The organism is Stomatobaculum sp. (assembly GCF_057248925.1).
The window spans coordinates 36,190-54,699 of record NZ_DBHIHF010000006.1; the positions used below are offsets into that span (position 1 = coordinate 36,190).

Annotated in this window: 21 protein-coding genes and 1 pseudogene; all 22 read right to left on the reverse strand. The window is 51.8% G+C overall.

Annotated elements, in window-relative coordinates; genetic code table 11:
• Nucleotides 1-51: 51 nt before the first annotated feature.
• Complete coding sequence (locus tag ACO4XG_RS03065; protein ID WP_308508995.1) at nucleotides 52-1,026, reverse strand: N-acetylmuramoyl-L-alanine amidase family protein; 975 nt, start codon at nucleotides 1,024-1,026, stop codon at nucleotides 52-54.
• 239 nt (nucleotides 1,027-1,265) lie between these two features.
• On the reverse strand, nucleotides 1,266-2,786 hold the full coding sequence (rny, locus tag ACO4XG_RS03070; protein WP_485129649.1) for a ribonuclease Y: 1,521 nt from the start codon (nucleotides 2,784-2,786) through the stop codon (nucleotides 1,266-1,268).
• 116 nt (nucleotides 2,787-2,902) lie between these two features.
• Nucleotides 2,903-3,511 (reverse strand): regulatory protein RecX, encoded by a 609-nt coding sequence (locus tag ACO4XG_RS03075; protein WP_308508993.1) that lies wholly within the window; start codon nucleotides 3,509-3,511, stop codon nucleotides 2,903-2,905.
• On the reverse strand, nucleotides 3,508-4,575 hold the full coding sequence (gene recA, locus ACO4XG_RS03080; protein ID WP_009533244.1) for a recombinase RecA: 1,068 nt from the start codon (nucleotides 4,573-4,575) through the stop codon (nucleotides 3,508-3,510). Before recA ends, ACO4XG_RS03075 begins: the two co-directional genes overlap by 4 nt.
• A 116-nt stretch (nucleotides 4,576-4,691) precedes the next feature.
• Complete coding sequence (locus ACO4XG_RS03085) at nucleotides 4,692-6,176, reverse strand: hypothetical protein (protein WP_308508992.1); 1,485 nt, start codon at nucleotides 6,174-6,176, stop codon at nucleotides 4,692-4,694.
• A gap of 137 nt (nucleotides 6,177-6,313) precedes the next feature.
• A complete protein-coding gene (locus tag ACO4XG_RS03090) occupies nucleotides 6,314-6,826 on the reverse strand; it encodes a methylated-DNA--[protein]-cysteine S-methyltransferase (RefSeq protein WP_308508991.1) in 513 nt (170 codons plus the stop codon).
• A gap of 43 nt (nucleotides 6,827-6,869) precedes the next feature.
• On the reverse strand, nucleotides 6,870-7,724 hold the full coding sequence (locus ACO4XG_RS03095) for a CbrC family protein (protein ID WP_308508990.1): 855 nt from the start codon (nucleotides 7,722-7,724) through the stop codon (nucleotides 6,870-6,872).
• A 552-nt stretch (nucleotides 7,725-8,276) separates the two neighbouring features.
• Nucleotides 8,277-8,603 carry a TfoX/Sxy family protein gene (locus ACO4XG_RS03100; protein WP_308508989.1) on the reverse strand — a complete coding sequence of 109 codons (327 nt, stop codon included), beginning with the start codon at nucleotides 8,601-8,603 and terminating at the stop codon, nucleotides 8,277-8,279.
• A 1-nt stretch (nucleotide 8,604) separates the two neighbouring features.
• Nucleotides 8,605-9,243: a GyrI-like domain-containing protein gene (locus tag ACO4XG_RS03105; RefSeq protein ID WP_308508988.1), complete on the reverse strand. Its 639-nt coding sequence runs from the start codon at nucleotides 9,241-9,243 to the stop codon at nucleotides 8,605-8,607.
• 16 nt (nucleotides 9,244-9,259) lie between these two features.
• A complete protein-coding gene (locus tag ACO4XG_RS03110; RefSeq protein WP_308508987.1) occupies nucleotides 9,260-9,670 on the reverse strand; it encodes a VOC family protein in 411 nt (136 codons plus the stop codon).
• Nucleotides 9,667-10,587, reverse strand: coding sequence for a helix-turn-helix transcriptional regulator (locus tag ACO4XG_RS03115; protein ID WP_308508986.1), 921 nt, complete (start codon nucleotides 10,585-10,587; stop codon nucleotides 9,667-9,669). Before ACO4XG_RS03115 ends, ACO4XG_RS03110 begins: the two co-directional genes overlap by 4 nt.
• A gap of 362 nt (nucleotides 10,588-10,949) precedes the next feature.
• Nucleotides 10,950-11,251, reverse strand: a pseudogene (gene tnpA, locus ACO4XG_RS03120) (IS200/IS605 family transposase); the annotation flags it as partial.
• A gap of 322 nt (nucleotides 11,252-11,573) precedes the next feature.
• Nucleotides 11,574-11,972 (reverse strand): hypothetical protein, encoded by a 399-nt coding sequence (locus ACO4XG_RS03125; protein ID WP_308508985.1) that lies wholly within the window; start codon nucleotides 11,970-11,972, stop codon nucleotides 11,574-11,576.
• Between the two features lie 38 nt (nucleotides 11,973-12,010).
• Nucleotides 12,011-12,664, reverse strand: coding sequence for an ABC-2 transporter permease (locus ACO4XG_RS03130; protein WP_308508984.1), 654 nt, complete (start codon nucleotides 12,662-12,664; stop codon nucleotides 12,011-12,013).
• Nucleotides 12,654-13,520, reverse strand: coding sequence for an ABC transporter ATP-binding protein (locus tag ACO4XG_RS03135; RefSeq protein ID WP_308508983.1), 867 nt, complete (start codon nucleotides 13,518-13,520; stop codon nucleotides 12,654-12,656). Before ACO4XG_RS03135 ends, ACO4XG_RS03130 begins: the two co-directional genes overlap by 11 nt.
• A gap of 2 nt (nucleotides 13,521-13,522) precedes the next feature.
• Nucleotides 13,523-13,897, reverse strand: coding sequence for a GntR family transcriptional regulator (locus tag ACO4XG_RS03140; RefSeq protein ID WP_308508982.1), 375 nt, complete (start codon nucleotides 13,895-13,897; stop codon nucleotides 13,523-13,525).
• Between the two features lie 288 nt (nucleotides 13,898-14,185).
• Nucleotides 14,186-15,223 carry a M42 family metallopeptidase gene (locus ACO4XG_RS03145; protein WP_308508981.1) on the reverse strand — a complete coding sequence of 346 codons (1,038 nt, stop codon included), beginning with the start codon at nucleotides 15,221-15,223 and terminating at the stop codon, nucleotides 14,186-14,188.
• A gap of 107 nt (nucleotides 15,224-15,330) precedes the next feature.
• Nucleotides 15,331-15,699: a hypothetical protein gene (locus ACO4XG_RS03150; RefSeq protein ID WP_308508980.1), complete on the reverse strand. Its 369-nt coding sequence runs from the start codon at nucleotides 15,697-15,699 to the stop codon at nucleotides 15,331-15,333.
• Nucleotides 15,696-16,556 carry a DUF4300 family protein gene (locus ACO4XG_RS03155; RefSeq protein ID WP_308508979.1) on the reverse strand — a complete coding sequence of 287 codons (861 nt, stop codon included), beginning with the start codon at nucleotides 16,554-16,556 and terminating at the stop codon, nucleotides 15,696-15,698. Before ACO4XG_RS03155 ends, ACO4XG_RS03150 begins: the two co-directional genes overlap by 4 nt.
• Nucleotides 16,556-16,780, reverse strand: coding sequence for a DUF1858 domain-containing protein (locus ACO4XG_RS03160; protein ID WP_308508978.1), 225 nt, complete (start codon nucleotides 16,778-16,780; stop codon nucleotides 16,556-16,558). Before ACO4XG_RS03160 ends, ACO4XG_RS03155 begins: the two co-directional genes overlap by 1 nt.
• Nucleotides 16,781-16,924: 144 nt before the next feature.
• The gene (locus ACO4XG_RS03165; RefSeq protein ID WP_485129647.1) at nucleotides 16,925-17,395 is read right to left on the reverse strand and encodes an LURP-one-related/scramblase family protein; all 471 of its coding nucleotides are present in this window, start codon (nucleotides 17,393-17,395) and stop codon (nucleotides 16,925-16,927) included.
• A 153-nt stretch (nucleotides 17,396-17,548) separates the two neighbouring features.
• Nucleotides 17,549-18,496 (reverse strand): AEC family transporter, encoded by a 948-nt coding sequence (locus tag ACO4XG_RS03170; RefSeq protein WP_308508977.1) that lies wholly within the window; start codon nucleotides 18,494-18,496, stop codon nucleotides 17,549-17,551.
• Nucleotides 18,497-18,510 lie beyond the last annotated feature (14 nt).

The following is an 18,510-nucleotide window of genomic DNA, read 5'->3' on the forward strand; positions in this document are numbered from 1 at the left end:
TTTTCAAGAAAGCTTGAAAAATACAGCGTCTTATGAATATCCGTATCCGTCTTACTGTGCCTTGGCGAGCGGTGCAACCCAGACACCGTTGATGTCGAGCTGGTAGCCGTCCGGGGTCACGCGGTTATAGAGCATCTTGCCGCTCTCGTCGAGGTAGTACCACTTGTCGCCGTCCTTGAACCAGCCGGTGATCATGTAGCCGTTCTCGTCGAACACATACCACTCGTTGTTAATCTTTCTCCAAGCGCCCTTCACGTAGCTGCTGTCCGGCAGCCGGAAGCGCCACTTGTCGCCGTTTGCCTCCCAAGTGCCTGTGCTCTCGGCAGCTGCGTTCTTTGCGCGCTGTGCGCTTGCCATCTCTTCTGTGACGACAATATCGTTCGACTCGGTCCACGGTCCGCGGAAATCCGGATTCTGTGCACTCACGCCGCGCACCTGGAACGAATACACGCCGGCCTTGGTGAAGAACGAGCTGACATCGTGCGAGGTGCCCTGCACGGTTCTGACAGCGCCGATTGTCTTGCCGTCTCTCTTCCACTTGGTCTCGTAGGAACCTGCGCCGAGGGACTCGGTCCAGCTCGCCGTGGTGCTCGTGAGATTTGCCTCACTGATGCTCGAAGCCTGCAGTGCGAGGCTCGGGAGCTTGACTTCGACAATCAACGCATAGGCATTGTCCTCGCGCGTCGCGGTCACATACTCCGCGCCGTCAATGTGAACCTGGCTCGCTGCATTGACCCGGAAGTAGTAGCCGTCCTCCGCCTGCAGGTGAATCTTGAGGTCCGGGACATCCGTCGCCTTCCAGCTCGGGCCCTCGTTCAGGACCTCGTAGTGATTCACCGTATAGCGGCTGCCCAGCGGCTTAATTTCCAGTTTCTCGTCGCCGATCGGACTGCCCGCGTTTACGGTTCCCGTCACCTTGATACCGACGGTCTTAATCGCTTTGTCTGCATAAGCGGTCATTCCGAATGCCGCTGTGAAGAGCATCAGAGCTCCTGCCAGAACGGTTCCCTTTACGACATGTTTCATTGCCATTTCCCCCTTTGAATCGCTCTCGATTTTCGTCCCCAGAAAAAGTGAACAGAACTTATCCAGTCCTTATGATGCTTTCTCTACATTTTTTCTAATCGGACTGTTTATAGAATACCCGATAACCGCTATATCGTCAATAACAACGAGCTTACATTTTTCTGACTGCACCGTATGGCCGCCGTAAACAAAAAATGCCCGCGCTCTGTATAAAACAGAGCGCGGACACTCCCGCTATCTCACTTTGCCACATCCTGGACCCGCGATTCGCGAATCACATTGACCCGAATCTGGCCCGGATACTGCATCTCCTGCTCAATGCGTTTTGCAACATTGTGCGCCAGAATGACCATATCGTCGTCCGTAATCTTCTCCGGCATGACCATGATGCGAACCTCGCGGCCCGCCTGCACCGCAAAGGATTTCTCGACGCCCTCAAAGGAATTCGTAATTTCCTCGAGCTGCGCGAGACGATTCGTGTAAGTCTCAATGGTCTCGCGTCTTGCGCCCGGGCGCGCCGCCGAAATGGTATCCGCGGCCTGAACGATACATGCGATCAGACTCTCGGGCTCGACATCGCCGTGGTGCGACTCCACCGTGTTGATGACAATCTGGTTCTCCTTGTACTTCCGGCAGAGTTCCACGCCGAGCTGCACATGGGAACCCTCAATCTCGTGGTCAACCGCCTTACCGATGTCGTGTAAAAGACCTGCGCGTTTCGCCATGCGCACATCGACGCCGACCTCCGCCGCAAGAATACCGGACAGCTCCGCAACCTCGATCGAGTGACGCAGGGCATTTTGCCCGTAACTTGTGCGGTAGCGCATGCGTCCGATGAGTTTGACAAGCTCCGGATGAATGCTGTGGATTCCGACTTCGAGCACGGCTGCCTCACCGGCCTCGCGCATCCGCGTATCGACCTCGCGCTGCGCTTTCTCGACCATCTCTTCAATCCGCGCGGGATGAATGCGGCCGTCGTTAATCAGCTTTTCAAGCGCAACCTTCGCAATTTCGCGGCGCACCGGATCAAAGCCCGAGAGCACGACTGCCTCCGGTGTGTCGTCGACAATCAGTTCCACACCGGTCAACTGCTCGAGCGTGCGAATATTTCTGCCCTCACGGCCGATGATGCGACCCTTCATCTCGTCGTTCGGCAGCTGTACCACCGATACCGTGGACTCGGCGACGCTGTCTGCGGCGCAGCGCTGAATGGCACTGACCACATACTCCTTCGCCTTCTTGTCCGCCTCTTCCTTTGCGGCGCTCTCAAGATCGCGGATCATACGCGCCTTGTCGTGCTTCACATCGTCCTCAATCGAGCGGAGCAGGAATTCCTTCGCCTGCTCAACCGAAAGTCCGGCAATGCGCTCCAGCTCTTCCATCCCCCTGTCGTAGAGAGAATCCACCTCACGGCTTCTCGCCGCAATGCTCTCCTCCTTCTGCTGCAGGGTCTGTTCCCGCTTTTCGAGCAAAGTCTGCTTCTTGTCGAGATTCTCTTCCTTGCTAAGCACACGATTCTCATAGTGCTGTAACTCCGCGCGCCGCTCTTTGGTCTCCCGCTCCAGTTCGTTCTTCGTCCGGAGCGCTTCTTCCTTGGCTTCGAGCATCGCCTCGCGCTTCTTCGTCTCCGCGGTTTTCAGGGCTTCTTCGATAATCTCTCGGGATTTTACTTCCGCGCTGCCGATCTTGCTCTCATAGTCTTTCTTCCGGTGTTCAATCGCAAGATTCCAGCTCAAAAAAGCCACAATCACCGCCGTGATGACAACTGCAATGATGATTTGTGACACAGAGCACCTCCTTATTCAGTTTTCATGGTACAATTTATTTTCTTAATATTGCGCTTTCACTTTGGGCAATAAGTCTATACTAGCAAATCTTAAGAATTATCGCAAGTAAAAGTGCATATTGCATCTCGAATTGCACTGTAGGAGTAGCCTTTGCGGAGCAGTGCCGCAAAAATCCGCTGTTCTTCCTTCTTGTCGATGTCTGCGGCGTAGTGCCTTTTCTTAAGTTCCCGACAGATTTGCGCGGTCTCATCCGGCGCCTCTTCTTCTAGCAGCTCTTCAATGAGCTCCTTGTCGATCCCGCGGTTTAAGAGTGCGGTCTTTAAATAGCGTGCACTTTTCTCGCCGCTCCGCGTCCGGATATAGGTCTCCGCGACGCGGCGGTCATCGACATAGTGCAGTTTCCGCCCATAGTCAAGCGCGAGTTCTGCGATTTCTTCCGGATAAAAGCCTTCGCGGAATTTTCGCCGCAGTTCCGCCTCGGTGTAGTCCCTCTGCTTTAAAAGATAGAGCAGGCGCTCCCGACTGCGGCGAATCAGTAAGGGGTAAAGTTTCGTCTGTAAAAACTCTGCCGTAAGTTCCCGCCCGACTTCCAGCTCCATTTTTTTGACTTCCCCCCGGTAAAGTGAAAAAGCAAAGTCCTCGTCGGTGAGGACTTTGCTTTTTTTCGCGCCGAGCGGCAGAATTTCCGTAATAATCATTCCGCATCCCGCTCTTCCGTCAGCGGCAGTGTGAATTCGGCGCCCTCCGGGAGCGCCTCGGTCTCAACCGGCGCGAGGCCGTGCGCTTCGCGGACGCGATTCTCGATCTCCGCCGCCAGCGCCGGATGCTCGTGCAGGAAACTCTTGGCATTCTCGCGGCCCTGGCCTATCTTATTGCCCTCATAGGAGAACCAGGCGCCGCTCTTTTCGACAATATTCTCCTTGACCGCGAGGTCCAGAATATCACCCTCCTTTGAGATGCCTTTGCCGAACATGATGTCGAACTCAATTTCCTTAAACGGCGGCGCAATCTTATTCTTCACAACCTTTACGCGAACGCGCGTGCCCACAATCTCGCCGCCCTGCTTTAAGACATCGATCTTCCGAACATCCAGACGCACCGAGGAGTAGAACTTCAGCGCTCTGCCGCCGGTCGTGGTCTCGGGGCTGCCGAACATGACGCCGATTTTCTCGCGCAGCTGGTTAATGAAGACCACGGTGCTGTTCGTATTGCTGACAATGCTCGTGAGCTTACGGAGCGCCTGGCTCATGAGGCGCGCTTGAAGACCCACGTGGAGGTCTCCCATATCGCCCTCAATCTCCGCCTTCGGCACGAGCGCCGCGACCGAGTCCACAATGATGATGTCCACGGCGCCGCTCCGCACCATGGTCTCGGTGATTTCGAGCGCCTGTTCACCGGTGTCCGGCTGGGAGATGTAGAGGTTGTCGACATCGACCCCGATATTCTTTGCGTAGACCGGATCCAGCGCGTGCTCGGCATCGATAAAGCCCGCAATACCGCCGCGCTTCTGCACTTCCGCGACCATGTGCAATGCGACCGTGGTCTTACCGGAGGACTCGGGGCCATAGACCTCGATGATGCGTCCCTTCGGAATGCCGCCGAGTCCCAGCGCGAGATCCAGGCTCAGCGAGCCGGTCGGCGTGGTCTCCACATTCATCATATTGCTCGGATCGCCAAGTTTCATGACTGCGCCCTTGCCGAAATCCTTTTCAATCTGCTTTAACGCCTCATCGAGCGCTTTTCTCTTTGCATCCTGATCCATGCCGCACCTCTTCTCTCAAGTCAAATCGCGGGAACCGCATTTGCAAACATTCGTTCCGCGAACCTTTGTTCTGGTATCAGTTTACCCGCTTCCGGCGGATTTTGCAAGTGAAACTCTTATTCGCCGGTTCCGTTTACAGCAATCGACTTGAGAACTTCGATTTCTCCCTCCGTAAACGAAGTGAGTTCCTCCCCACGCCCCACAAATTCCACTGTGACGAGGGTGTTGTGCACGCAGAGTATCGCTTTCTTCTTGAGAAGTTTTCCGAAGGGCTCGGTGCTCTTATCCAGCTGCAGGGTCACAAAGAAAGGCTTGTCGCCGTAGACCTGCACGCCCACCTGCTCGGCCTCGACAAACTGCGAAATGTACGCATTCGCGCTGAAAATGGCTCTCTCGAGCGCGTTTCCGCTGTTTACCTCGGTCGTGACCTCGATGTAGGATTCGGTGTTATAGTCCGCAACGTTTAAGTGCCGGTGATAGAGCGGTCCGTTCTGACTCGAGTTAAACTGCGCGGGAAGCCGAATCGAGATGCTTTCATTGTCCTCGTTCCCATGGAGTACCACGGTCTCGCCGCTGAACGAGGAGCAGTCCTCCACCGCACTTAAGTCGAGTTCCTTCATCTTCTGCAGATACGCATCTCCGAGCAATCTGACGCCCTTCCGCATCTTCTTTAAGTCGCCCGCATCGAGACTCAGCGGCACTGTCTGCAGGTATTCCTCCACGCCGGTCACCGTATTCGGCTTGACATTTGCCTTGTCGACATACGGATTTAAGTCGATTCCGGCCGGGTTATACTCGTTCACCGGGACCGTCGCGATGGATTTTACCATCTGCTCCATCAGCTCCTCGGTGAAGGGGGACTCGGTTCTTCCCCTGTATTCCTCCGCAGTCGTGCCGTATTCAAAGCGAAGCACTACCTCGCGGTTTGCGAGAAAGCCGATGTAATCGACAAAGTCCCGAACCACCCGGCTCTGCCCCTTCCCTCGGTCCGAGCGATAGGAGAGACGTAGCCACTTTTGCTTGCCAACGTTGATGACCTTGGCCTTCATGTCCGTGTAATCCTGGTAGCTATAGCTCGTTTCGAGGGAACGCACGCGATCGGCGCCGCGCCGCACACCGGATCCCTGGCCCGCCGTCACCTCGAGCGTGATCGTCGCAGCGCGTCCCTGCCCATCCTCCGTGACCGCCCAGACCTCGTAATTGGCCTGTTCCGGATCGTTGGAGCGCTGAAAGCCCTTGGCCGGAAGTTCCGCCGTGACGGGACCCGAAGTAAGCGTCAAAACGTCGCCCTCCGGCTTCTTTGCGCTGCTCTTCTTCTCGTCGTAGTTGACGTCTCGGAGCTCCGTGAACGCCGCTCTCACCTCGGTCGGGAACTTACTGTCCTCTTCGCTCGCCTTGCTTGCCGCAGTTGTCCCACCGGATGCACTTGCACTGCCGCTCACCTTCGCCGCTTCGCTGCTCAAAGCCTCGGAAGTTTCCGCCTTTGCCGCAGCGGTCTGATTGCCGGATTTCGACTCTGCCTTTTTGCCGCCGCAGCCCGAAACCGCCAGCGCCGCCGCCAGAGAAAGTGAAAGTAACACTGTCTTCTGTCTCATCTTCATGCCGAACTCCCTTCTCTTTTCCCCGTTTTTCTGTTGTACTACCACTGATGCCAAGAAGCTTCCGTTATTATACCCTAATCTTTACTATTTTAAAATAATAAAACAGTTAAACTTTCTTAAGGTGCTGCATTTCGCTTTCACAACTGCCCCGCTTCGAGTGCGAGCAGATATTTCTTCCGCTCGAGTCCGCCCGCATAGCCGGTCAGGCGCCCATCCGCACCGATGATGCGGTGGCAGGGAATCAGAATGAGCAAGGGGTTATGCGCGACTGCACCGCCGGTCGCATGGGGCGACACATAGCTTTTTCCCTGCCGCGCGGCAAGACTCTCCGCAAGCTGCTTGTAGCTCGCTGTCCGCCCGTAGGGGACCGAGAGCATCTCCCGCGCAATTTCCTTTCGAAACTCGGAACCGCTGAATGAAAGCCGCGGGTAAAAGTTCGGCTCCCGCCCCGAAAAATAGAGTTTTAACCAGCGCGCGGTCTCCCGAAAGATTGCGAGACTTTCTATCTCGCATTCCCGCACAGTCTCCTCTTTCAGAAGGGCGCGGTCATATTTCTGCCCGTCAATCCAGAGCCCCGAGAGCGTCACGCCGTCGGCGCTCGCGAGGGTCAGCGCTCCGACGGGTGAATCCGCGTGCGCGATATACATCATACTTCCTTCTTTCCGGCCGGTCACATTTCGCTTGCCCGGCGCCTCAGTCAAAATCCATCCAGACCATGTGCTTTCCGCAGTGCAGACAGCGGAACAGGTAGCACTGCATGGAACCGCCGTTCACGGACTCCCGTATCCACTGCTTTTCGTTCTCGTCCCACATGGGATCTTCCAATACTTCTTCGAGCACACCCTGTAGCTTCATTTCCTTGGCACCAACGTCGCCTAAGTATGCGCAGAAATCGCCGCAGTGGGCGCGCCAGTGCTCCTGCTGCCAGCCGATATAGCCCGGCGTGCGGTGAATCAGCTCATCGAGACGCGCCGGGTCCTCAACGCCTTCATCGACCGAAAATGGATCCTGAAATTCCCCGTCATATTTCCGTGCGGCTTCTCCGCTCGCTATGCAGGTCGGGCAAAAATGACTGTCCGCGTGAAAGCCGTAGAAGGGACCTTCGTAATAAATCTTGGTCGGCTTTCCGCAGCAGTCGCAGGAAAGCGCCTCTTTCACCTCCCGGAACACACCGGTCTCCAGCGGGTGCGGGTGGTAGCGGAAAAATGGAAGTTCTTCCGCCGCTTCGCTCTGCCGCTCCGCTTCCGCCGCTGTTTTCGGGCATTTGACCGCAAAGGTATCGCCCCAATTCTCGGCGTAATCCTTGAGGCTCCCGAGACGCTTTAAGTCCTTCCGATCGGTCTTATTTGCAAGGACTAAAAAGAGCTCATAGGCGCTCTTTTTATAATCCAATAAGTCGTAGACATCGACCAGCACGCGCTTGGCTTCCGGCGCAGCTTCCGCCTCCAGAGCTTCCTTCAGCGCATAGAGTGCGCGCACGCTGTCCGCATCCTCTTTCTCCCGGTAGCGTTTCGAGCATTCGATATACTGTCTCTGAAATTCATTCATCGCGCTTTCCTCCCAAGTTTTCCCGATAACGCTACCATTATAACAAGAAGCGGCTACCGCGCTCCAGTACAAGTTTCAACGGCGCAGGCCATCCCGCGGGATTGCTCCCGCGGCCGCTTGTTATGCCCTAGGCCTATCTCTCTGGCGATACGCGGCAGCGTATCCGGGATCTGATAAAAGATAATGATATTACCCGGGCGGAACCGGCCAGCCGGATTGGTCTCTACGGACTTCCCGAAGAGCTTGGGCTTTCCGCTGAATCTGCTGCCGGAACATCCAAGTTCCCACATTTGATTTCACTGCTCGCACGATACCGGGATGATACGATGCGTGCCGGTGTTTCCGTCATGAATCAGAACCTGTCATCCCCGAGTTCACTTCTTTTCGGCCCGACCTTTCGCAAAAAAAGAGCCTGAAACAGACCGCGCGTTCAAGGGGCGCACGCTGTTTCAGGCTGCCGTTACCATCGCAAAGGTATAACACACCGGACTTTCCGCGGGAAAGTCGTGTGCCAAGCGGACACTGTCCGCCTTGGAATCCCTTCCGCGAAACCTATGGTTTCTTTGGATTCTTCCTTTTCCTCTCCGGCAGTTCCTCCCACATGCTCTCGACCAACTTACACAGGAACTCTCGGTTGTCCACATCATCTACCAAGATCATCTCTTTCGCCCCATCATACGGAAGCTCCATTGGAGCATCCGGCATCAGCTTCACCGCCGTCGGAACAGGCTTAACCAGGAGTCGGTTATCATATATGCCGCCAAACACCCTGCCACGATAATACAGGATATACTCACCCATCATCGCCCGATAGGATATTTCGTCCATGCCCGATAGCTGTTCTATGACGAAATCCAGATATTCTTTCGTTGATGCCATATCAATCTCCCTTTGCCTTGATCGGATGCCTGATAACAGTCTTCAGCTTCTCCGGTGCAACACGCCTCGCATCAGACAGATAAATCTCGTGGTGCCGCCTGTCATCGGACATATCATTCTCGTATCCGTTTTCATCCAGATACCGATCCATCATGACAACCGTGGTAGGCTCATCATCGTAAGCCCCGATATGCATACACTGCACACAGAGTCCTTCTTCAATCGTAAGGAACTCCACCTTGCTGAAATCCTGCTTTTTCTTATTTGTTGCGTCATTCACCGCCCACTTGAAATCTTCCTCTGTCACAAAGTCGGGAAGCCTTATCACGGAGAGCCACTGAAAATCTTCCTTATGACTGTAATCAACCCCGGACAAACCATCCTGCCACCAGAAACCTTCCAGCGGGGGAACCACATAATCAAAATACCCCTCGATCTTATGGTCGCCCTTCTTGCTCATCTTGATTGTAAAAGCAATCGCGTATAAAAGCCCGATAGCCGCCTTGTAATCGCCGTCTTCCGCATTCGGATCTCCGCTTCCGCGGACGGCAATATAGTTCATTTTCGGAACCGTGACAATCTCCGGCTTTGCCTTCGGCATATAAAACTCTTTATATTCTTTTTTATAATCAAATGCCACCTGTGCTTCCTCCGGCCTATTGATCTTTTTCTTCATACGGCTTGTTCCATGAACCGATCTCAATCAGATTCCCTTCGGGATCGGCGATATAGCAGGTTCTCTGCCCCCACGGCTCCGGTTCAGGCTCCAGTACCGGCGTTGCACCGTTCTCCACCGCCTTTTTGAAGGCAACATCCACCTCATCAAAAGTATCGACATACAACGCGATCTCAAAATGGCCATTCAAGCCCTTGATATACTCATATCTCCGGCTTGTCATCTTTTCAAAATCATTCCTTCCATACAGTAAAAACAGGGTTCCATCCTTCACAAGGTACACATTGGACGTATCCTCCGCCTCCCTAATCTCAAACCCCATCACATCCCGATAAAAGCGAACCATTTTCGCCATATCTTCAACCAGTAATCCAAAACCGTCTAATCTCATACTGCATTATCCTCCATGTAGTTTTTTAATGTTTCCTCAGCAGCTTTCCTAATCGCCCTGCGAACTTCCGGCGGTTCCAGAACCTCTGCGTTGCCACCAAAAGTCAGTATCCATGTGACAAAGTTCTCCATATTCGTATAATCCGCAGAAAAGAGCAGCCGCCCGTCATCCATCTCGGTAAAGCATTCAGAACCGAACTCTTCCACAAGCCGCCACTTCACATCCTGCGTGAAAAGAGCCTTTACCGGGATGCCGCCCGGGAATATCTTCTCATTGGACAAATCTGGCCTTGGAACGTCTCGGCATATAAAGGCCTCTCCCGTGTCTGAAAGCCCGTCCATACGGTTCAGCTTAAACAGACGGAAATCCCTGCGGCTTAAGCACCAGCCCCATACATACCAGCTCGACCACTGAAATACCAAATAGTACGGCTCTATCGTGCGGACACTCTCACCCGAAGGAGCGTAATACTTGAAATCAAGCAGATGCCTGTTATCTATCGCTTCCTGTATGATCTCAATCTTTGGCGCAAGCGTCCCCTTGTACCACGAGGACAGGTCGATAAGCATGGAATCCCTGCCACTTATAAATTCGGATGAGCCTGTCCGAATCTTCTCCATCAGCTGCCCGTAATAGCTGCTTCCGCTCACGCTGTCAAGGCTTCGGAGACCGGCAAGGATCATCTGCATATCCTTTGATGTAAGAATCGTCCTGGCCATGCGGTATCCGTCCATGATGCTGATACCGCCGCCTGTACCCTGCATCGTCCTTATCGGGATTCCGGCTTTGCAAAGGTCCTCGATATCCCGGTTAATCGTTCGCCTGGAAACCTCAAACCGCTTCGCCAGTTCGGGCGCCGTTGTCTTCTCTTCCTGCAGCAAGATCGACAATATCCCGATCAGCCTGTCTATCTTCATTGCTTTTCACGCTCCGTTCATATCTTAACAAAGATAACACGACATAAGTATGTCATGTTTATTGTATCGCTACGTCTTTTTTCTGAAAACAAAAAAGACGGCCAACAGAGCATCACGCTCCACCGGCCGTCAATCTTAAACTTTATTCACTTCAAAATCCTCTCGTATATCCTAAAGCCCTCATCCTTACAGACATTAAAAACAACCCGGATATTACTGCCCGTCTCCGCAAGCCATTTGCGAACTGTCTCCACCGCAATTTCTGCTGCCCGCCGGTTCGTGAACATAAATACCCCCCCGTAGAGATGCAGCAGAATGCGATGCTTTTCAGGCCGTTTTGTGCCGCCAAGTTCAGACAGAAAGTACCTATACTTCAGATTCGCATGCCGATTGAACATCATCAGCGAGCTTTTCCCTTTCAGGTAGCCCATGAAAGATGACACACGAATCTTTGGCGGTATGCCCACTAGCATGTGCATATAATCTGGCATCAAATGTCCTTCTATAATCTCTCTACGCCTTTGTATGCGTAAAGATCATGCAGGATTTGAGCCAAATCCTTCTTGTATTGATTGTAGATTATTTTTCGTCTATACTTTGGCGTAAAGACGATATGGTACTTGCACAGCCATTTGGTATGTGCAGCACTATTTGCCTTTGGCATGAAATCACCTTTCCTTTCTCAGTAGTGGCTTGGACACCTCTATTGTACGGAAAGGTGATTTCTTTGTTAAACGATTTGTCTCCACCCGCATAGCGGGTGGGTTTTTGCTTCGCAACGGTTCACTTGCTTTGCAAGCGAACCATGCTCAGCAGGCTAAAGCCAAAAGCTTCACAAAAAAGCAGTAAGTCTTTTCAAGACTTACTGCTTTTTGCCGCTATCGCAAAACAGCCGCTCAATTATTATGCGAGGACAGCCGCGACTTTCAGCCAACTTACTCAATATCCCTGTTTCAAAAAATAGCAGATACCCATACTCTCATTGCTTAGATTAGCCTAGCTACAATGACGATTATGCTGACAATCGTTATTCCGAGTGAAATCAAAATTCTTGCAGGGGTAAAACTATATAACCTTTCCGGATGCTGTGTATCGTAACGAATCTGCGCGGTGCTTCCGATTTCAGAGGAAAATGGAACCTGTATGCTTTTTTGAGAAATATACTGTTTCCCGTTAACCTTATAAGCAACCTGTGCCCATTTTGAATTGTGAAAAGCTGTCGTGCCGGGAATTGCAGTCGTATAGGATATAATTGTGCCCTTTGTTGTTGCTGATTTATTATGAATCAACAAGAGATTGAGCAAATTGTAGATGCAGAACAGAAAAGCTATTACCGCAATGGCGTCGAAGAATAAAATCTCATTTGACATCTTCATTTTTGACATGTTCAGCTCCTTTCCCTGACATCCATCTGTAAAGATGCTCACAGCTCCTTGCGGGAAAAAATACGGATAGACAGGAACATTGACAGCATAAATATGACAACGCCGGAAATACCGACAAGAATTGCAATCATAAGAGTCGACGAACCTTGCAGAAACTCTATGATGTGATGCAGCTTTGGGAGCGACAAGCGCGCAAGAAAAACAGGTCCCATTGAAACAAACAATGTCGAAGCGGAAAGCACAAGCCGTCCCTTTGTAGCCCCGTATTTGAGCATAATCGGAGTATATATGCCATAAAAAACAGTACTTATCAAAAAGACCGTCAGAGCTTCCGTAATATTCAAAAAATCAAACCGAGGATAGATGACTGCAATCATTGAGTAAACAGCAAGACACTCACCATATAAGATTAAATAGCAGATGTATCTTGCAATAATGTAGCTTTTTCGAGAATATGGCGCTGCACAAAGAAGCGCTACTGCTTTTGGGCTCTTTTCTTCTTCCGTTGCAACAGATTGCATAAAGAGAATCTCTGTCAAAATGACCATGTATAAACAGGATATTATTTCAATCCCCGCCATTTGTGCTGCATTAACCATCAAGATAATCGGAACGAGAATGCTGACAGCTAAAAACTCCACCGCCATCTTTTTTATCAACAAAAAGTCCTTTCTCACAAGATTAGCGATCATTATTCTTCCCTCCGACATACGCGAGCATAATATCTTCAATGCTTGCTTTTTCAAACAACACGCCCGGAATTTCTTTTTTGACGTCCGCAATCCGATCTGTTAATGCCGAAAATCCATAAGTTGAGATCTTCAGATTTCTGATTAGCCTTTTGTTTCGGTCGTTTAGTAATGCGACACTGCCTTTCACGATGCGGAATGTATCAAGGAGCTCATCTTTACTCTGCTGAAATACAATTTTCCCGCCGTCAATGAGAATAAGTACATCTGCGACCTTATCCAAATCAGAGGTGATGTGTGTTGAGAAGAAAACTCCCTTTCCTCCGTTTTTCATGTAGTCCATGATAATTTCCAGGAATTGCCTTCGCACAAGTGGATCAAGTCCGCTTGTAGGTTCATCCATAATCAGAAGTTCAGCCTGATGGGAAAGCGCCAGCACAAGGGCAAATTTCATTTTCATCCCGCCAGAGAGTGTAGAAATCTTTTGCTTTGGGTCAAGATCGAACTTTTCCATATAAGTGCGGTACTCGGCATCACTCCATTTGGAATAGGCCGGAGCAATAATACTTTTCATATCCTCCATTGACAGGTTGTCATAGAAATAGCTGCCATCCATGATGATGCCCAGGCGATCCTTGATTTCCCGTTCATGCTTGTCCGCGTCTAAGCCAAAAATCTTTATTGTCCCAGATTCCTTATGTGCCAAATTGAGAATGGAACGTATCGTCGTGGTTTTCCCTGCACCGTTGGCTCCGATGAAGCCGGTGACACATCCCTCCGGCAAGGAAAAAGAAATGCTATCAAGCGTAAAAGTCGGATACCTTTTCACAAGACCATTCGCTTCAAGAATATTGTCCATGGCTAATCCTCCTCATACAAAATATCCACCATCGCATACAGCTCATCTTTTTCGATATCAAACAGCTTCGCGTTATGAACAGCCTTTTGTAAATCCTGTTCGATGATGCGACGTTTGAAATCCCGAAGTAGTTCCGGATTGCCCCTCGAGACAAAAGTTCCCCTGCCCGCCTGACTGAAGGCAAAACCCTCTTTTTCCAATTCATCATAGACGCGGCGAATCGTCAGGACGCTTACATGGACATCGTTTGCAAAGTTTCGAATGGATGGTAAGAGTTCTCCATCCTCCAGCTCACCTTTTAAAATCGCTTCCTTAATCTGTTCTTTGATCTGTATATACAGCGGAACATCCAATGAATTGGATACAATTATGTTCATATGATTTCGCACCTCAGCTGTGTATTCCGTATATACACAGCATATATTCAAGGCACATCATTGTCAATAAACAATCAGAGTTTTTACGGAATAGCAAGACTTTATTTCCGTCATTTTGTCATTGGTTTTTTTTCATGCACAGCCAATCGATTGTTCATGGGGTTGGGGAGTAATGTTGCTCTGCCAAGGTAAGAGTCAAGTGTTTTTCACAGCAAAAGAGAGCCTCCCGCCGCAGCGGAAAGCTCTCCTTTTTGTTTGCTATTTGCCCTTGCCGTTTTCGGACTGCTCTCAGTCTTCCACCAGCGGACTCTCGAGGTAAGCCATCACGAGGGCCTCGGTCGCATCGATCGACTCCTTGTTGGTGCGCTCATAGGAGTGGCTCGACTCAATGCCTGCGCCGAGCAGCGCGTGCTTAATCTCCGCGCCCGCGTTCATCGCTGCGGAAGCATCGCTGCCGTAGTAGGGGTAGATGTCCACGCGATACGGAATCTTCTTTTCCTTCGCGAGGTTCACGAGCTTCTGGCGGAATGCGTAGTGATAGGGGCCGGAGCTGTCCTTTGCGCAAATCGAGACCGTGTACTCATCGGTCTGCTGATCGTCGCCCATGGCGCCCATGTCGCAAGCCAGGAATTCGACGACCTTCTCCGGAATCGAGGAGTTGCAGCCGTGTCCCACTTCCTCGTAGACCGAGAACGCGAAGTGAGTCGTGTACGGAAGCTCGATTTTCTCCTTGCTGATGCGATCCAGAATGTCGAGGAGAATCGCAGCGCTCGCCTTGTCATCGAGGAAACGGCTCTTCACAAAGCCCTTCTCGGTAATCAGCGTGCGCGGATCGAAGGAGACAAAGTCGCCGACTTCAATGCCAAGTGCTCTGGTCTCCGCCTCGTTTGTCACCTTCTCGTCGAGGCGCACTTCCATATTGTCCTGATTTCTCTCGGCCGTGCCCGCATCCTTATAGACATGGCAGCTGGTCTGATGAATCAGAATGGTGCCGCCGATTTTCTTGCCGTCGGCCGTGTGCACGAGGCAATTCTCTCCCTCAATCATGTTCCAGGGATAGCCGCCGATCTGCGCAAGCTTTAAGCGTCCGCTCGGCTTCACCGCGCGCACCATTGCGCCCAAGGTGTCGACATGCGCCGTCACCATGCGCTGATGCTCATCGTCCTTGCCCTTCACTGTTACAATGACCAGTCCCTTTTCCGTATGCTTCACCGGGAAACCGAATTCCTTTGTCTTTGCAAGCAAGTACTCCTGCACTTCCTTCGTGAAGCCGGTCGGAGAGGGAATTGCCAAAATTTCCTGTAAATATTTCAATGTTTGAGACATACCATTCCTCCTCACAAAAAATAAGATACCCGGCAGCGGATATTTCGTCAATTTGCAAAAGCTATCTTAGCACAGCACACGATGCTTGTGTAGTATTTGCCAAGATTTTATTGCTGTCGCAGTTTCAGACAATCCGGGCAGCCGCCGGTACAGAGCTCACAGGAGAGCTCCTCCGGCACCAGCTGCTCAAAGCGCCTGCCGTCAATCTCGAAATGGTAGAGCTTGGACGAAGCCCGCGCGAGGAGCGCATTCGTCTCATCGAACAAAAGATAGGTCACTGTCTCCCCGAATACATCGTCCTCATACTGCGTGACAAACAGGCGGTAGCTGTGCCCGCCCATCCGGAAGGCAACGCGGTTCCGCTCTGCCCTGCAGTCCGTGACCTCTGTCTTTACCAGGCCCGCGCGGGCAATGACGGCCTCGAGAAGCAGTTCCAAGTGCCTGACACGAAAGGTCTTCTCTTCGATTTCTCTCATGCTCCCTTCTTCAAAACTCGATAGTCCTGCATCATCCGATCGTTCTCCATCAGGAAGGTGCGTGCGGTCGGCTGGTTCTCATCGATGTCATAGAGCCCCATCAGGTAGGCGTTCAAACTCGCGCGGTTCTCAAAGCGCAGCGCGCGGTACTGCTTCTGAAACGCCAGTTTCTCGACAAACAGGAGCTTTCCGCTGTCTTCCGACACCAGGACCCCGACATGACCCGGAAACAGAATATTTTCTTCCGGCGTGAGTTTCGAGTGCAGCCAAACCGTGACAATGCTCGCTTTTCCGTCCGCAAAGGAAATGCCTCGCTCCTTCCAGGCTTTCCGCACCTGTTCGCACTGTACACTCGTGTCCTTTGTATCGGCCGCCGGCACTTCCGCAAAGAGACGCTCAAATTTGCCGTTGTCTCCGCTACTCCAGAGCTCTACCGGCGCCTTTTGAATCGCCTCCAGATCCAGAAACAGATTTTCATCGGCACTCTCCGCCGGCGCCGTGCCGCCCTCTACCTTGACGAGGGAGCGCGCGAGCATAAATGCGGTAATCCGGCAATTCGTTCCGACAAAATCCGGATAGGCCTTCTCCCAGCGGTCTGCCATCACATCCTCATCCACGGCATCGCCGACCGCGCTCTGAAAGCGCTCCACCTCGCGAAAAAACTCCTGACTGTCTTCCGCCGGAATCCCCGACCCGTTTAGCGCCTGTCGCACTTCCGCCTGACCGCTCTGCTCCTGTAAATTGATCTCAACCGGTTCACTCACGCGCCCGTTCTTATGAAAAGAGCTGCAAGCCATGAGGCATAGCCCCATGAAACTCGCAGCTGCGAGGCTGAGTGCTCTCTTGCCCACCCGCATTACGCCTGATGGGCTGCGACGATCTCTTTGATCTTCGCAATCAGCGTATTCACATCGATACCGGAAGTCTGCGACACCTGCTCCAGATTAACCTGGCTCACAACCGCCTTTGCGAGCGGGTTGTTGAGCGCCGCGAACTTGTCGCTGTACTTGACGAGCTCGTCCTTTAAGAACGGGTACTGCTTGAAGAGCTCCGCGAGTTTGGTCAGATTGTTGATATCCATGATTATCTCCTTTCTGAGGCAGCCTGTTGCCTCTCAAGCGCTATCAAAAAACAATAGCGACAGGATCGGATGTCCTGTCGCTATAGTATAGCAACCCGCTCCACTTTTTTCCATACCTTTTCTGTGAAGCTTTTCCGACCTTCGTCAGTGTTCCGGATGCTGTACCGAATCGACAATCAGCGCAATCATCAATACGCGGAGCACATTTCTCTCATCCGGCACGTCGATTGCATAGGTGTCGCGAACCTTGAGATAGGACTTGGAGATATTCGCAATCTCTCTGCCCTCCGCATCCGTCACCCGGTACTCGTGGGCAAGAAAGTTGCCCTGCACCGTCCAGCCGGACTCCTCCAATTCGTAACGCGCGCGAAAGAGCGTGACTTTCTTGGCCATCCGATCTATCTTCTCGCCGCCCGCGAAGAAATTATAGTGCGGCAAGAGGTGAAACATCTCGAACTTTGTATAGCCGAGTTCTTCGCCTTCGGCGTTCTGAATGCGAAGCTCCGGCGCAAGCGCAAACTTTCCGTTGACCTGAAAGAGCTTCTGTCCCGCCTCGTCAAAAATCTCATAGTGATCCAGAATCGAAAAAAGACGCTGGCGCATGATAATTCTCATTGCTTTTTTCTCCTTTGACACGCGGGCAGACACAACACTGCCCCGCTATGCCTGCCAGTATAGTGTCTTTTCCGGGCCTTGCCAATACTCTTATGTCCCTCAAATTGCCGCCAAGCAAAAGGCGGTTGCCTTTCGACAGCCGCCTCGTAAGATTTATTTTAACAACATCATCACGATCGGAATCACAACCAAAAACAGTATTGTGCTCGTAACAACGGTATTCGTCGCATATTCCACATCTCCGTCCGCATCTCCCGCCAAAATGGGCAACACCGTAAGTGCCGGCACTGCTGCCTGTACAATCATTGTATTTCTGAGCAGTACAGGTACCGTGATACCGAAACGCCCTGCGAAAAGAAGTGCACACGCCATCAAAGCCGGACTTAAAATAAACTTTCCGAGCAGCGCGACCAGCGTATCCTTGTCAAAGCGCACACTCTTAAGACCTGCTTCCGAGAGCACAATGCCGATATAGAGCAGCGAGAGCGGTGTGACCAAAGAGCCTAGATAGCTTAGCGAGCTGATTACTGGTTTCGGCAGGCTCAAGCCAAAAAGAAGCACAGGTATCGCAAGCAGCAACCCTAAAATGGGCGGCGACAAGATTTGTTTGAGATTGATTTTCCCGCCTCCCGCTTGTTCCGTGCGACCGTCCCGTGCAATCAACACAGAACCGAGGGTCCAAGTGGACACCGTATTCAGCACATAGTAAACCAAGAAGTAGGAGACTGCTTGGCTCCCGAAAAGTGCCTGATTGAGCGGCATTCCGATAAAAATCGTGTTTGCGTTCACGATGGTATTCAGAAAAACTCCTCTGCGACCGCGCGGAACGCGCACCACTCGCATGAGAAAATACGATAGCAGATAATTGGCTACGAACGCAATCATTCCGATCATCAAAGGTTTTGCGAGTTCTTCCAGCGTCTTAATCGTCAAGTTATTGACGACCGACAGAAAGACCGACGCAGGCAGCGCGATATTCATAACCAAAAAGGTTAGATTCTTGTCAAGCCCCTTGCTCAGATACTTCTTTTCATGCAGAAAAAAGCCCAGTACAATCAAAAATACAATTGGAATAATACTCGCCAGTACTTGTAAAATCACAGCCTTCTCCTAAG

Bases quoted from the DNA above. Each gene is read 5' to 3' on its own strand.
- ACO4XG_RS03065 (WP_308508995.1), bottom strand. From the start codon at position 1,026: ATGAAACATGTCGTAAAGGGAACCGTTCTGGCAGGAGCTCTGATGCTC.
- ACO4XG_RS03075 (WP_308508993.1), bottom strand. From the start codon at position 3,511: ATGATTATTACGGAAATTCTGCCGCTCGGCGCGAAAAAAAGCAAAGTC.
- recA (WP_009533244.1), bottom strand. From the start codon at position 4,575: ATGGATCAGGATGCAAAGAGAAAAGCGCTCGATGAGGCGTTAAAGCAG.
- ACO4XG_RS03085 (WP_308508992.1), bottom strand. From the start codon at position 6,176: ATGAAGATGAGACAGAAGACAGTGTTACTTTCACTTTCTCTGGCGGCG.
- ACO4XG_RS03090 (WP_308508991.1), bottom strand. From the start codon at position 6,826: ATGATGTATATCGCGCACGCGGATTCACCCGTCGGAGCGCTGACCCTC.
- ACO4XG_RS03095 (WP_308508990.1), bottom strand. From the start codon at position 7,724: ATGAATGAATTTCAGAGACAGTATATCGAATGCTCGAAACGCTACCGG.
- ACO4XG_RS03100 (WP_308508989.1), bottom strand. From the start codon at position 8,603: ATGGCATCAACGAAAGAATATCTGGATTTCGTCATAGAACAGCTATCG.
- ACO4XG_RS03110 (WP_308508987.1), bottom strand. From the start codon at position 9,670: ATGAGATTAGACGGTTTTGGATTACTGGTTGAAGATATGGCGAAAATG.
- ACO4XG_RS03115 (WP_308508986.1), bottom strand. From the start codon at position 10,587: ATGAAGATAGACAGGCTGATCGGGATATTGTCGATCTTGCTGCAGGAA.
- ACO4XG_RS03125 (WP_308508985.1), bottom strand. From the start codon at position 11,972: ATGTCAAAAATGAAGATGTCAAATGAGATTTTATTCTTCGACGCCATT.
- ACO4XG_RS03130 (WP_308508984.1), bottom strand. From the start codon at position 12,664: ATGATCGCTAATCTTGTGAGAAAGGACTTTTTGTTGATAAAAAAGATG.
- ACO4XG_RS03135 (WP_308508983.1), bottom strand. From the start codon at position 13,520: ATGGACAATATTCTTGAAGCGAATGGTCTTGTGAAAAGGTATCCGACT.
- ACO4XG_RS03140 (WP_308508982.1), bottom strand. From the start codon at position 13,897: ATGAACATAATTGTATCCAATTCATTGGATGTTCCGCTGTATATACAG.
- ACO4XG_RS03145 (WP_308508981.1), bottom strand. From the start codon at position 15,223: ATGTCTCAAACATTGAAATATTTACAGGAAATTTTGGCAATTCCCTCT.
- ACO4XG_RS03150 (WP_308508980.1), bottom strand. From the start codon at position 15,699: ATGAGAGAAATCGAAGAGAAGACCTTTCGTGTCAGGCACTTGGAACTG.
- ACO4XG_RS03155 (WP_308508979.1), bottom strand. From the start codon at position 16,556: ATGCGGGTGGGCAAGAGAGCACTCAGCCTCGCAGCTGCGAGTTTCATG.
- ACO4XG_RS03160 (WP_308508978.1), bottom strand. From the start codon at position 16,780: ATGGATATCAACAATCTGACCAAACTCGCGGAGCTCTTCAAGCAGTAC.
- ACO4XG_RS03165 (WP_485129647.1), bottom strand. From the start codon at position 17,395: ATGAGAATTATCATGCGCCAGCGTCTTTTTTCGATTCTGGATCACTAT.